This is a genomic window from Arthrobacter sp. PM3, from assembly GCF_003352915.1.
In the GTDB taxonomy this organism is placed as follows: domain Bacteria; phylum Actinomycetota; class Actinomycetes; order Actinomycetales; family Micrococcaceae; genus Arthrobacter.
The window spans coordinates 3,540,421-3,554,292 of sequence record NZ_CP022314.1 but is presented as its reverse complement, the minus strand read 5'-3'; the positions used below and the strand labels follow the sequence as shown (position 1 = coordinate 3,554,292).

10 protein-coding genes are annotated in these 13,872 nt (G+C 70.2%); 1 reads left to right on the top strand and 9 read right to left on the bottom strand.

Annotation, left to right across the window (positions count from 1 at the left end):
- Positions 1 to 85 precede the first annotated feature (85 nt).
- The 8 genes from CFN17_RS16210 to CFN17_RS16175 form a co-directional block, all read right to left on the bottom strand.
- On the bottom strand, positions 86 to 955 hold the full coding sequence (locus tag CFN17_RS16210; RefSeq protein WP_208748765.1) for an alpha/beta hydrolase: 870 nt from the start codon (positions 953 to 955) through the stop codon (positions 86 to 88).
- Between the two features lie 97 nt (positions 956 to 1,052).
- Positions 1,053 to 2,012 carry an alpha/beta hydrolase fold domain-containing protein gene (locus CFN17_RS16205; protein ID WP_208748764.1) on the bottom strand — a complete coding sequence of 320 codons (960 nt, stop codon included), beginning with the start codon at positions 2,010 to 2,012 and terminating at the stop codon, positions 1,053 to 1,055.
- Entirely contained in the window at positions 2,009 to 3,025 is a 1,017-nt protein-coding gene (locus CFN17_RS16200; RefSeq protein ID WP_208748763.1) for an alpha/beta hydrolase, read from the bottom strand. Before CFN17_RS16200 ends, CFN17_RS16205 begins: the two co-directional genes overlap by 4 nt.
- Positions 3,022 to 5,709 (bottom strand): alpha-L-rhamnosidase, encoded by a 2,688-nt coding sequence (locus tag CFN17_RS16195; RefSeq protein WP_208748762.1) that lies wholly within the window; start codon positions 5,707 to 5,709, stop codon positions 3,022 to 3,024. Before CFN17_RS16195 ends, CFN17_RS16200 begins: the two co-directional genes overlap by 4 nt.
- A 76-nt stretch (positions 5,710 to 5,785) precedes the next feature.
- Positions 5,786 to 6,793, bottom strand: a complete 1,008-nt coding sequence (locus CFN17_RS16190) for an oligopeptide/dipeptide ABC transporter ATP-binding protein (protein WP_208748761.1) — start codon at positions 6,791 to 6,793, stop codon at positions 5,786 to 5,788.
- Positions 6,790 to 8,949, bottom strand: coding sequence for a dipeptide/oligopeptide/nickel ABC transporter permease/ATP-binding protein (locus CFN17_RS16185; RefSeq protein WP_208748760.1), 2,160 nt, complete (start codon positions 8,947 to 8,949; stop codon positions 6,790 to 6,792). Before CFN17_RS16185 ends, CFN17_RS16190 begins: the two co-directional genes overlap by 4 nt.
- Positions 8,946 to 9,899, bottom strand: a complete 954-nt coding sequence (locus tag CFN17_RS16180) for an ABC transporter permease (protein ID WP_208748759.1) — start codon at positions 9,897 to 9,899, stop codon at positions 8,946 to 8,948. The genes CFN17_RS16185 and CFN17_RS16180 overlap by 4 nt, the downstream gene beginning before the upstream one ends.
- A 57-nt stretch (positions 9,900 to 9,956) precedes the next feature.
- Complete coding sequence (locus tag CFN17_RS16175) at positions 9,957 to 11,513, bottom strand: ABC transporter substrate-binding protein (protein WP_208748758.1); 1,557 nt, start codon at positions 11,511 to 11,513, stop codon at positions 9,957 to 9,959.
- 183 nt (positions 11,514 to 11,696) lie between these two features.
- On the opposite strand from CFN17_RS16175, the gene CFN17_RS16170 reads away from it, so the two are divergent.
- A complete protein-coding gene (locus CFN17_RS16170; RefSeq protein WP_208748757.1) occupies positions 11,697 to 12,542 on the top strand; it encodes an IclR family transcriptional regulator in 846 nt (281 codons plus the stop codon).
- Between the two features lie 35 nt (positions 12,543 to 12,577).
- Here CFN17_RS16170 and CFN17_RS16165 read toward each other — a convergent pair whose 3' ends face one another.
- Positions 12,578 to 13,870, bottom strand: coding sequence for a hypothetical protein (locus tag CFN17_RS16165; RefSeq protein ID WP_208748756.1), 1,293 nt, complete (start codon positions 13,868 to 13,870; stop codon positions 12,578 to 12,580).
- Positions 13,871 to 13,872 lie beyond the last annotated feature (2 nt).

Below are 13,872 nucleotides of genomic sequence, written 5' to 3'. Positions count from 1 at the left end.
TGGAAAGTTGGCACGGCAAAGCTGCCCGGGTCCTGCCGAGGCCTGTCCTGCTGAGTCCTGCACTGGCTTCGCGGGGACGGGTCCGTCAGGGGACGTGGGCCTGGCGGAGGAAGAAGTCGACGGTGGCATCCATGGCCTTCTCCGCAGCCTCCTGGCTGTGATCGGGCAGTACCCACATGTGGTCCGCGTCCTCGATCAGGAGCAGTTCGACGTCGGTACCGGCGGCTTCCAGCGCCGCCGCGAGGGACGTCGACTGGGCCGGCGGGACGAACCGGTCGGCGGTCCCGTGGATCAGGAGGAACGGGGGCGCCGCCGGGGTCACATGGCCCATGGGACTGGCGGCGGCGGCCTTGCCGGGGGCCTCGGCCAGCACCGCTCCGATGAGCAGTTCTTCGCGCGAGGCGGGGTCGTCGGCACGGGCGACGGCGTGGGGCAGGCTTTGTTCAGCCATCGTGGCCAGGTTCGTGGGCGCGTACCAGGCGGCCACGGCAGCAACCGCGGCGGTGGTGGTGGCGGCGTCGCCGGGGGTGAGCCCCACGAGGCTGGCGAGATGCCCGCCCGCGGAGTCGCCCCACGCGAAGATCCGGTCAGGATCCACGCGGAACTCCGCCGCGTGGTTCCGTAGCCAATGCACTGCGGCCTTCGCGTCCTCCAGCTGCGCCGGGAACCGGGCGGCCGTACTGAGCCGGTAGTCGGCGGACACCACGACGAAGCCCGCGTCCGTGAGCCGCCGGAACGGGCTGAAGCCGAAGCCGTCCAGGACCGGGCCGAGGGAGGATCGCTCCCCCGTCCGCCAGCCGCCGCCGTGGAAGTGCACGATGGCGGGGAACAGTTTCGGGGTCCGCCCTTCGGCGGGCTGTTCTTCTGCGGCGGGCAGGTACACGTCCAGCAGCAGGGGTCCTGCGCCCGTGGGGCAGGCGAACTCGATCCCCTGCAGGATCTGTTCTGATGTCATCGTCGGCTCCATCCGCTGCTGGCCGGCGTGTGGTGGTGTTCCGGCGTCTGAATCAAGGGTCGCTGATGCCGCCGTCTCCGGACAGCGGGGATTTCAATCATTGGAACGGCTTTGTCTCCACCAGGGCCCGGGCCAGGAAGGCGAGGCCGTCCTGCACGATCCTAAGCCCCGCGGAATGGTTGAGGTAGCCGTGGACGGCACCGGCTTCGAGGCGAAAGTCGACGTCAGTTCCGGCACGTCGGAGTCCTGCCGCGAACGCCTCTGCCGAGGGGCGCAGGTCGTCGTATTCGCAAGCGATGATCGCCGCGGGCGGCAGCCCGGAAGGGTCCGCTTTGCCGGGCATCGCATAGGAGGGCGCCACGGCGACGGGGCCGCCGATGTAGTTCTCCACGAGGGCGCGGCAGTCATCGGGGGTGAACCGCAGGGGCCGCGGGAGCGCGTCGAGGATGTCCCGCGCCGTGGCGGCGCCGGACACCGACAGGTCGGCGTGCAGGAACGGGTACGCGAGCAGCAGTTTGGCCGGCATGGGCAGGCCGGCGTCTTTGAGGAAGAGCGCGGCCCCGACGGCCAGGTTGCCGCCCGCGCTGGCGCCGCCCAGGCACACGCGGTCGGGGCGGGCGCCCAGCTCCGCGGCGTGCTCCACGGTCCAGAGCCAGGCGGCCAGGACGTCCTCGTGCGGGACGGGGAAGTGCACACCGTCGCGGGCCAGCCGGTAGTCCACGGACACCACCACGCCGCCGCTGCGGGCCGCGACTTCCCGGGCCAGCTGGTCCGCTTCGCGCATCTCCGGGCCGCCGCCGGCGAATCCCCCGCCGTGCATCCAGACGAGCGCAGGACCGCCATGGCTGCCGGCACCGTAGATCGTGACCGGGACGGGCCCGTTCGGGCCGGGCGCCTCGGCGTCGCGGACACGGACGTCCGGAGCCTGGTAGGGCACGGGGCCGCCGCTGAACGCCTCCAGCCGGTCCGCGCCGCCGGGTCGGGACAGGAGCTCCGCCAGCGAACCCGCCCCCGCCAGGTGATGGAGGGTGCCGGCCAGGTCCGGGTCCAGGGTCATGGCCGGCCCAGCTCTGTGGCGAGGAAAGTGATGGCTGTGTCCAGGATGCTGTCTATCCGGTCTTCTGCGCCGAAGAAGCAGTGGTCGGCGCCCTCGATGACGACGACGTCGTTGCGGACTCCGGCGGCGCTGAGGGCCTGCGCGAGGAGCTCGCTCTGGGACAGGGGCACGAGGGCGTCGGTGTCGCCGTGGATCAGCAGGAACGGCGGCGCCCCGGCGCTGACGTGGCCGAGCGGACTCGCGGCCGCCAGTCGGTCCGGGTCCCTGGAACCGCCAATGAGCATGGGCCCCGGTTCCATGCTCATGCCTGCCGGAACGGCGGCCACCATGGGTCCGGTGAGGAGGCGGGCCGGGAGCTGCATCGGGGGCATGAGGGGCAGCGAGGACACACCGTAGAAGTCCACGACGGCGCTGACGGCACTGGAGTGTCCCTGCGCGCCGAGTTCTCCCTCGAGGTCTTCCCGCCTGCCGGTTAGGCCCAGCAGAGCAGCCAGGTGGCCGCCGGCGGATTCGCCCCAGGCGCCAAACCGTTTCGGATCGATCCGCAGCTCCTGTGCGTGCGCGCGGAGGTAGCGGACCGCCGCTTTCAGGTCATGCAGTTGGGCCGGGAAGGCGGCTTCGAGGGCCAGCCGGTAGTCGACGGTGGCGCAGGCGATCCCCGCCGCGTTAAGCCGGGAAAAGACGGAATTCACAGGGAAAGTGGGCGGCAGCTCACGGCGGTCCCCCAGCTGGAAAGCGCCGCCGTGGATCCACAGCACCAGCGGAACGGGCCGCAGCAGCGGACGCCCGGCCGTCCGCGGAAGCCAGATGTCCATGGTCAGCGGCCGGAACCCGACGGTCCGGGCGTACCTGACTTCGCGGTGTACCGCGGAGCCCTCGGATACCGGCACGGCCATGCCCGGGCCATCAAAGGCAGGGAACCCGGGGAACGCTGGGCCAGAAGACGGCCCGTCCTTTCCTGCGGCGTCGGGGCGTGCCTCGCTGTCAGTCGCTGCGGATTCGATAAAGGTCATGGTGCGCTCCTGATGAGGTGGGACAGGGATGCCGGGACAGCCGGGCCATACGGAACTGAGAAGGTGTGCGTTCCGGGGCCGACGACGGCGGCCGGCCGGCCGGGAAGCCGGACTTCCGCCGTGGTGCCCGGCGGCACGAGAACATGCACGCTGAGCGCGCCGTCGTCGATCCGCCAGCCGGTTTCGATCAGGCCCCGGGGGCCGCGGTGCGAGGTGCTGGCGGAGGTGAGGCCGGCGCCCGGGCGCGGTTCGATGATGATCTCCTCATATGCTGCACTGCCCGGCGCCTGCCGGAGTCCGGCGGTGTAGCGGTGCAGGAAGGACACCACGGCTCCTTTGCTGTAGTGGTTCAGCGATTGCCGCACGGTTCCGTCCCGGCCGATGCCGTCCCAGGCTTCCCACATGGTGGTGGCTCCGCGGTCCACCATCACCAGCCAGGACGGTTCGGTGTCCTGCATGAGCAGTTCATAGGCGAGGTCGAGGTGGCCGTTGTCGGCCAGGACGGGCAGCAGGTCTCCGGTGGCGAGGAAGCCGGTGCCCAGGTGGGTGCCGGCGCCGCGGATGAGGGACACCAGTTGCGCGGCGACCGCCGGCCGGTGCCGCTCAGGGACGAGGTCGAAGGCGAGCGCCCGCACGCAGTTGGCCTGGCTGGCGTCGGAGACCTGCCCGGCGGCGGTGAGGTATTCCCGTTCCCAGGCGTCGCGGACTTTGGCGGAGAGTTCGTCGAGGGCACGGGCCTCGGTGTCGCGGCCCAGGACGGCGGCGATTCCGGCCATGATGCGGGTGGAGTGGCGGTAGAAGGCGGTGGCCACGATGCCGTGGTCCGCGGTCCGGGCGGCGAACAGGTCTGGTTCCGGCCCGTCGGGTTCCAGCCATTCACCCCAGTGGAAGCCGGTGTCCCAGAGATACTGTTCGTACGGTTCCGGCGTCGGGCGGGCGGCGATCCGGGCCGGGTGCCGGCCGTCAGTGGCCGTGCTGCGGATGAACCCGAGCCAGCGGTTCATGGCCTCCCAGTTCTGTTCCAGGATGTCCGTGTCTCCCGTGGCCCGATAGATTTCCCACGGGACCAGGACGATCGCGTCTCCCCAGCCGGCGGAGCCGTTGACAAACGCCATGTGGTCGGCGGCGGTGGCTTCAGGGCCCGGCGACGGCGAAATGTTGACGATCACGCCGTTGTCCCATTGGTCCGCCCGGACATCGTTGAGCCATTTCCGGGTGAATCCTGCAACGTCGTAGAGGTAGGCCGCGGTGGGGACGAACACCTGCCAGTCGCCGGTCCATCCGGCCTTTTCCCGTTGCGGGCAGTCCGTGGGGACCTCGCAGGCATTGCCGCGGAAACTCCAGTCGACGATCTCGTGGAGTTTGTTGAGCCGGGGGTCGCTGCAGCTGAATGTGCCGGCGCGTTCGAGGTCGGTCTGGACCATACGGCCCGTGATGTCCCCCGTTCCCAGGGGCTCTGACAGGCCCCTGACCGAAACGTAGCGGAAGCCGTGCGTCGTGTGGCGGGGCTCGAAAACTTCCCCCGGCGCACCGGAGGACACCACCGAGTCGACCTGCCCGGCGGACAGGAACCGGCCCGGATTGCGGAAATCGTGCGGCCGCAGGTTCTCCTGCGTCACGTCGCCCCGGCCGTCCAGCGCCTCCCCGTAGACGAGGGTCACCGGCCGGCCCGGGGCGCCCAGCCGGGTCAGGCGCACCCAGCCATTGATGTTCTGCCCCAGGTCCACCACCTGGTGCCCGGTGGCCAGGCGCGTGACGGACACGGGCGTGATGTCCGCGACAACCCTGGTGGGCGGCGCGACCGGACCCGTCAGGGTCGTGAAGCTTCCGGCCCGGAGCACTGCGCGCTCGCGGTCCCCGCTGCCGGGGAGCCGGCGGGAGCGGAAGTCGACGTGCTGGCCGGCCATGAGGTCGGCGCTGGCGATCTCCGTCGCGGTCACCAGCCAGGTGCCGTCGGTTCCGATCACCGTCCGTCCTTCCGGGGTGGTGAGCTCGATCTGCGCCAGCAGCGCCGTCGCGGTGCCGTACCTGTCGGCGTCGCGGGTGTACCCGAACGTGCCGCGGTACCAGCCATCGGTGAGCACCGCGGTGACGGTGTTGCGGCCGGGGCGGAGCAGGGGCCCGACGTCGAACGCCTGGACCTGGAGGGTGGTGTGGTAGCTCGTGGAGCCGGGCGTGAGCTCCTGGTCCCCGGCCCGGTTCCCGTTGATGAAGAGTTCGTAGATCCCGTGGGCGGTGGCGTACGCCCTTGCGGAGTGCGGCAGCACCGCGAGGTCGAACGTGGTGCTCAAGGCGTGGCCGGGGCGGGCGCCGGCTGCGGGGAGGGCGGTTTCCCGGGGGCCGATCCACCGGGCGGTCCAGTCGGCGGGGTGCAATAGTCCGAGTTCAACCGGCATCGGTACGGACCAGGCAGAGGCGCGTTCGCTGCCGTCCGGGCCCAAGTCCCAGGTGCGGACTTTCCAGTCGAAACGGTCCCGTGAATCCAGCGCCGGGCCGCCGTAGGGCACCAGGGAGTGTCCAGCCGACTCCACCCGGCCGCTGTCCCAGCCGTTGCTGGCGGTGATCCGGTACGCGGTCTGCCGCAGAGTGCCCTCCGGCTGGGTCCAGCTGAGCCGCGGACGGGTGATGGTGATGCCGAAGGCCTCGCTGAGGTGTTCGGCCTTCAGGCGCGTGGGCCTGTTCATTGCTGTCTCCTGTCGTGCCCGGGGGCAATCATCGTGGCGGACCGGGGTGTGAGGGTCATGGCGGTTCAGTTCTTGCTTACGCGTAATGGCAGGCGACGTCGGACATGCCCGCCGTCCGCAGCGCCGGGCGTTGGGTGCGGCACAGGTCCGTGGCCAGGGGGCACCTGTTGCTGAAGGGGCAGCCAGCGGGGGCGGCGGCCGCGGCGGCCGCGGTCCGGACGCCCAGTGCTTCGCGTTGGTGCCGGCGTGCGGCCTGCTCGGCCGGGCGGGGCACGGGCGAGGCCGCCACGAGCGCCTGGGTGAACGGGTGTTTGGGCGACTCCGTGACCGCCGCCGCAGGCCCGGATTCCATGACCTGTCCCCGGTACAGGACCACCACCCGCTGGGCGAGGAACCGGACCACGGAGATGTCGTGGGCGATGAACAGGTAGCTCAGCCCCCGTTCGTCGCGGAGGTCGGCCAGAAGGTTTAGCACCTGGGCCTGGGTGGAGAGGTCCAGTGCACTGACCGCTTCATCGCAGACCACGAGCTTCGGTTCGCAGATCAGGGCCCGGGCAACCGCGATCCGTTGCCGCTGCCCGCCGGAAAACTGGGCCGGATGGCGGTCAACGGCCTCGCGGGGCAGGCCCACCCTTGCCAGCATGTCCGCGGCACGCCGCCGGGCGTCCCCGGCGGCCACGCCGCGGATCCGCAGCGGTTCGGCCAGGGACGCGCCGATGCTCTGCCGGGGGTTCAGGGACGAGTTCGGATCCTGGAACACGGCGCGCAATTCCCCGCCCAGTTCCCGGCGCCGGGCCGCGCCGGCGTGGGTGATGTCGGTTCCGTTGTACCGGACCGAACCCGCGCTGCACTTCTCCAGGCCAAGAATGGCCTTCCCGATGGTCGACTTGCCGGAGCCGGACTCCCCCACCAGGCCCACGGTTTCGCCGGGCAGGATGCCGAAGCTCACACCGTCCACGGCCGGCGGCGCCGCGGCGGCCTTCCGGCCCCTGCCGTACCGGACCACCAGGTCCGCCACTTCCAGAAGCGGCCGGCCGGGAACCTGCGCCGTTCCGTCCTGCCCTGGCGAAGTGTCGATGCTCATGCCCTGTCCCTCTCGATCGTTTTGTCCGTCGCACATGGCGTGTCCTTCTCAGCTGTCCTGGCGACCTCACGCGGCCCGGATGCCTGGTGCGCGGGCACGTCGGTGGCCACCCAGGCGAGGCCTTCGACGGCCAGTTCGTCCGCTTTGACGCAGCGCACCTCGCCGTTTTCAGAGCCGGAGGGCACCAGCGGGACCGGTTCCACGCAGGCGGAGCCGGCGAACTGGCAGCGTGCCGCGAACCGGCAGCCGCCCGGCCAGTCCTTGGGCTGGGGAACCTGGCCGCTGATGGTGGCCAGGCGGCCGGGCATGCCGCCGGCGGTCGCGGCGTGCGGGTCAGCGGCCAGAAGCGCCAGGGTATAGGGGTGCCGCGGGTTGTCCAGGATGCTGGCGGTCCGGCCGCTTTCCACGACCTGTCCTGCATACATGACGGCGACGCTGTCACAGATGTCCGCCACCACGCCGAGGTCGTGGGTCACCATCACCACGGACATGCCGGTGTCCCGGACCAGGGCCCGCAGCAGCGACAGGATTTCGGCCTGCACTGTCACATCCAGTGCCGTGGTGGGCTCGTCCGCGACGAGCAACCTGGGACGCCCGGCCAGCGCCAGGGCGATGGCCACGCGCTGGGCCATGCCGCCGGATATCTGGTGGGGGTAGGTGGCGAGGATGCGCGTGGCGTCCACGATGCCCACCTTCTCGAGCAGGCTCAGCGCCTCGGACCGGGCTTCGGCTTTTCCGGTGTTCCGCAAGCGCCGCACGGTGGAGATGAGCTGGTAGCCGATCGTGAACATCGGGTCCAAGGCCCGCATGGGTTCCTGGGAGATCAGCGCAATGTCCCGGCCCCGGATGCCGGCCATGGCGTTTTCGGCGGCACCCGCGAGGTCGCGGCCGTCCCACAGGATCCGGCCTCCCGTGACCGAGACGCCGGAGGGCAGCAGACCGGGCAGGGACAGTGCCGTCATGGTCTTGCCGCAGCCCGATTCGCCCACGAGCCCGAGCACGGTGCCCTGCGCGACGTCGAAGGAAACGTCCGTGACCAGCGGAGTGCCGCCGTCGACCCCCACCGACAGGCCGCGGACGCTGAGGTGGCCCGGAGTGGCCGGGGCTTCCGCTGCCGCCGCCGGGACGGTGGATGAGGATGCGGAGCGCGCGGCGCGGCGTCGGCGCTCGGCAGCCGGGGGAAGGTGGGAGGCGGCCGCGTTCGGCGACGTGCCCAGGGCATTGCCGATCGCGTTGGCCGCCAGGACCGTCAGGGCCAGGACCGCGCCGGTGGGAACCATGAGCCACGGGGCGTCGTAGATGTGCTGGGATGCGCTCTGGATCATGCCGCCCCAGCTGGGTTCCGGGATGGGTGGGCCGAACCCGATGAAGGCCAGGCCGGCCTGGATCAGCATGCCCACCGCGAAGATCAGGGCGGACTGCACCACGATCGTGGTGGCCAGGCCGGGCAGGACGTGGCGAAGGCTGATGGCGAGGGGACCCACGCCGTCCACCTTGGCGGCGTCGACGTAGAGCTGCGACTGCAGCGACGCCGCCTGGCCCAGCATCACGCGGTAGATGCCGGCAGAGATCAGCACGCCCAGGATTGCCATGATGACGGGAATGTTGGTTCCGACGGCGCCGATGACGGCCAGGATGATGACGGTGCCGGGCAGGGACATCATGATCTCTGTGACGCGGCTGATCGGCCCTTCGGTCCGTGGTCCGGCGGCAGCCAGCAGAGCCAGGGCGGTGCCGAGCCCGACGCCGACCATCACCGTGATGAGCGATGTCCCCAAGGTGCCGGCGGCCGCGGCGAAGATGCGGCTGAGCAGGTCCCGCCCGAGTTCGTCGGTACCAAGCCAGTGGGCGGCCGTGGGCCCGGACAGGATGGCGGTGAAATCCTGGTCTTCGGTCTTGTAGGGCAGCCACCAGCGGGCGGTGAGCGAGGCAGCCACCAGGGCCGCCAGCCAGAGCACGCCGGCCAGGGCGCCGGGCGAGCCGGCCAGGCGGCGGGCGGAGAACCGGGCGGAACGGGTCTTGGGACCGCGCCCGGAGCGGCCCGGGCCGGGGCCGGCGGCGGTGCCGGCATCCGCGCCGGGGCCCTCGCCGGGGCCCTCCGCGGCGGCAGGGATCGTGGGGGGCGCCGTTGAGGCGGGGGCGGCGGGAGGGATCATGAGGCACGCAACTTCGGGTCGAGAAATTTGGTGGCGAGCTCCAGCACCAGGTTCACGGCCACCACCACCACGGTGGCGACCACCACCACGCCCTGCACGGACGGGGCATCGTGGGTGCTGACGGAGCTCTGGACTGCCTGGCCGAGGCCCGGCATGGCGAACAACTGCTCCGCGATCACGGAGCCGCCGAACAGTCCGATGAACTGCAGGGCAATGCCGGCCACGATCGGCAGGCTGGCGTAGCGCAGGGCGTGCACGTACAGGATCTTCCATGTCGGGGTGGCCGTTGCCCGCAGGGTCCGGATGTGTTCCTGCTGCAGCGCCTCGAGCATGGACGCGCGGGTCTGGCGTGCGATGAAAGCCGCCCCGCCCACGGCCAGGGTAATCACCGGCAGGGCCAGGGACAGGGCCCAGTCCCGGGGCGAGACCTCGAAGGGGACGTAGCCGGTGGCCGGAAACACCGAGGACTGGACGGCGAAGAGGTACACGAAGATGATGCCGATCCAGAAGGCGGGCAGCGCCACGGCGAGGCCGCACAGGGCACCAACGGCCCGGTCGACCAGCCCGCCGCGCACGGCCGCCGTCACGCCAAGACCGATGCCGAGGACGGCGCTCAGGAGCGTGGCCCCGGCTGCCAGGGCCGCCGTCACGGGCAGCCTGTTGGCGAGGTCGGCGCTGACGGACCGGCCGTCGATCAGCGACACCCCGAAGTCTCCCTGCGCCGCGCTGCCGAGCCAGCGGAAGAACTGGACGGGAAGCGGATCGGACCAGCCGAGCCGGCCGTTGACCTCGTCAATGGCTTGCTGGGTGGCGCCGGCGCCGAGGGACACGGCTCCCGGGCTGCCGGGCATGGCGTGCACCAACAGGAACGCCAGGAGCGCAACCAGCAGCACGGTGGCCAGCGCCATCAGCAGGCGCTTTGCGACGTAAATCGCCATGATGACCTCCATCGGTCAGGGCCGGCCGGCCTTCGGCTGGAAGGTGAAGGCCGGCCGGCAGGGTGGGGGTCAGTTGGCCGGGGCGTAGGACGAGAGCAGCGGGTACACGTTGCTGCCGGCGAACTCCACCGGCTTGACCTTCTTGGTGTTGTAGCCCTGGCTGGTGAGGGATTCGAAGAGCGGGATCATCCAGCCGGATTCGACGAGCCGGGTGTTGAGCTTGGTGAGCGCGGCTTTCCGGGCGGCATCGTCCTTGGCGGCGGCGACCTCGCCGGTGGCGGCACTGAGCTGGTCGTCCGTGGCCTTTTGGACGTTGGTGAAGCCATTGAGGATGGCACCGTACATCAGTCCCACCGGGTTGTCCCAGCCCAGCGGCGCGTAGCCCAGCGGGGTGGTGGCGACGGCGGCGAACGCCTCGTCGGTGGAGGTGGCCATCTTGACCTTCATGGTGATGCCGACGGCGGCGAGATCCTTCTGGACGGCCTGGAGGTCGGTCTGCGTGGTGGCGCTCGCGACGATGGTGAATTCGAAGCCGTTAGCGTAGCCCGCCTCGGCCAGCAGGCTCTTGGCCTTGGCGGGATCGTAGGCGAACCTGGTGTTCAGTTCTTGGGTGAAGCCGGCCGAATCCTTGGGAAGAGCGTTCCAGGCCGGGATGTCGCCCTTGTGCAGGGCGTCGACCAGGGCCTGGCGGTTGATGGCGTACTGGATGGCCTGGCGGACTTTTTCGCTGGCGAACGCGGGCGCGGTCTTGCCGGTCTTGTCGAAGGAGATCATGGTCTGGATGGTGCCGCCGATCTGGGAGACGCCCGCGCCCTTGGATTTGGCGAAGTCAACGGTCGGTGACGTCAGCTGGGCGACGTCCACCTGGCCGGAGACGAGGGCGTTGGCGCGGGCCTGCGGGTCCTGGATGACGCTGAAGACGATCTTGCTGTACGGGTACTTCGCGGCGTCCGTGCTCTTGTCATTCTTTTGCAGGACGTACTTGTTGCCCTTCACGGTGCTCCCCGTGTCCAGGGTGTACGGACCGGACCCGTCCGGCGTGGCGGCGAGGCTCGCCGTGTCGGCTGCGCCGGCCTTACCGACGATCATGCCCAGTGTGGAGGCCAGGTTTTTCTCGAAGCCGGGCTGCGCCGTGGCGAAGGTCAGGGACACCTGGGTGGGGCTGACCACGTCCACGGACGTCACTTCCTGGGCGCCGCCCTTGGCGATCGCCGAGTAGGCCGAGAGGGCAGGATCGGTGCGGCGGTCCAGGTTGGCCTTGACGAGTGCCGCGTCCAGGGTGGAGCCGTCCGTGAAGGTGACGCCTTGCTTGAGTGTCAGCGTCAGGACGGTGTTGTCGGCGTTGTAGCTGAACCCGGTGGCCAGGCCCGGCCCCACCGAACCATCCGGCCGGAGGGTCATAAGGTTCTCGTAGAGGCCCTCGAAGAACTGCCGCTGAGCGTCCGAGACCCGCAAGGGGTCGAAACCAAAGGACGCGCTGTCACTCTCGACGCCGATGGTGAGGGTGCTCTTGTCCGCGGCGGAGGCCGCCTGGCCGGAACCGCCGCAGGCAGTCACGGAGCTAAGCAGCAGGACACCGGCCAAAACGGCCGCGCTCCGTCGGGCAGTGGGGTTCAGAACTTTCATGTGGTGCGCCTTCGCATTCTCTCTAAAACAACGGGATTTTCGACATCTGGCTGGGGTCCGGTAGAGCGGGGACCGGCTTCATCAAGAGTCGTGGGCAGACGCAGTCCCGTCACACGAGAATTTCAATGGTTGGAACACTATTGTGGTGAAGGTCACTGGCGGCAAAGTAAGGACACAACACGAATGACGGCACCCGAGGACACGCTTTCCGGTCCCGAAACACCAGCCGCCGCGCGCGGCAAGCGCCCCAAACAGGGCGAGCCGGTGATCGACCGGGCCCTGAGCCTGCTCGCCGTCTTCACGGACCGCCGCCGGGCCTTGACGCTGTCCGAAATGGCCCGTTACGCCGGCATGCCGGCCCCGACGGCGCTGCGGCTCATCGCCCGGCTGGTTGCCTGGGGCGCCCTGGAGCGGCTCGATGACGGCCGGTACGTCGTGGGCGTGCGGCTGTGGGAGATCGCGTCCCTCTGCCCGCGGGGACACGGCATCCGCGACATCGCCCTGCCCTACCTGGAGGACCTGTTCGAGGTCACCCGGCATCACGTCCTGCTGGCGGTGCGGGACAAGGAAGAGGCGGTCCTGATCGAGCGGCTGTCGTCCAAGCAGGCCACGGAGGTGGCCTACCGGGTGGGCGGGCGGCTCCCGTTGCGGTCCACCGCCGTCGGCCTGGTGCTGCTGGCCGGTGCCGGCGCCGCGTTCCAGGAGAAGATACTGAAGGAACCGGCGGAAGCCGAGCCCGGTGTGGCGGCCATGCCCGAAGGCCAGTTGCGGCGCACCCTCTCCGACGTCCACCGGACCGGTGTCGCCATGATCCGCCGCTCCGCGCCCTCGCTGACGGTTTCGGTCGCCGCCCCGGTTTTTGATGCCCAGGGCACTGTGGCGGCCGCGTTGTCGATCGTGGTGCCGGACGGGACCACCCCGCCCAATGTCCTGGCCCCTGCCGTGATGGCCACGGCCAGGGCCGTGTCCCGGAACCTGGGCTTCCGGACAGCCCCGGCCGATGACATCCGTACCCTGGCGGAGGACTGACGGCCGCGGCACCTGCGGCGTCAACGGCCCTGCGGTCAGGGTGCGGGGAACGTGATTTCGCTCCAGAGGTTTCCCGGTCCCACCCGGACCCGGGCGTCGGCGACGGGAGCGTCGGCCCTGACGATCCGGGCGTTCATGCCGGCCAGGGCGGTCAGCAGGTGCTCGTTTGGGATGTCTCCCCACTGCTCGACTTTCCCGTACGGGAGCATGGCGTAGGCACCCTGGTTGCCGAGCGCGTGGGTGACATAGTCGCGCGGGGTGGCGTTGTGTGAGCCGTGATGGCCGACTTTGTAGAAGGCCGGGTCCGAGACCAGGGCGCGGGCGGCAGGGTCCTGGAGCACATGGTCCCAGGCGCCTTGCTGCGAGTCGCCCACGAAGACCAGCCTGGTGCCGTCGACGTCGAGTACGAAGAAGATGCTGGTGTTGTTGACCGAGCGTTCCAGGATCGACGCCGCGGCCAGAATTTCGACGGCGTCGTCCGCCAGGGTGCCCAAGTCCAGGCTTGCCAAGGTGCTAAGGAGTTCGATTCCGATCACCTGGCCGGCTTCGTCGGGGCTGACGCTGTAGATCTCGTCGAAGAGGGGCCCGACGGGCGCCGGGCCGGAAGCGGGACCGCCGTCGGGCCCGGCGGCCAGGGCCTCCTGGAGGGCAAGCCACCGGGCGGACTGGGGCGGGTTCATCCGGGCAAGCTGACCAGGATCGCGCGACGGTCCCAGGACATGCACAGTGACCCCCGGCAGCGGCGTTCGGATGACGTTGAGCAGGGCGAACTTCTCCGGGAGGTAGCGGATCGCCGGGACGTTGAGGAAGTGTTTGCCGTTGCGCCCCAGCAACCGGTCCATGGCGTCCTCGTTGCCGAGCGAATTCACGGCGAGGGCCCCGGCCAGGCCCAGCGCGAGGGTCCGCGTTTCATCGCCTGGCGTCATCGCGGCGCGTCCGACCAGCGTGTTCAGGTTGCGTGCCGCACGGGTCAGCCCGTTCTTCAGCACTACGGCGTCCTCATCGGCGTCGTCTTCGACAAACGACACCCAGACTTCGCCGACCCGGACCGCAGTCCAGTCGTCGTAGGCGAACCCGGTGATGTGGTCGGCATGGTGGTGTGTTGCCACCACCACGTCGAGGGCCGGCGGGGTTCCCGGGGCAGCCGCCTCGGTGAGGTCGGCGATGATCGCACGCACGACGTCGAGGAGGGGCCGCGCCTTGCCCAGGCTGTGGACGCCGCAGTCCACCAGCATTCGCCAGGCCAAGTCATCCTGCCTGACGGTGACCAGGAAGGCGTCGCCGAAGCCGACGTCGTACATCCGGACGGTGACGGAGTTTGCAGCCATGG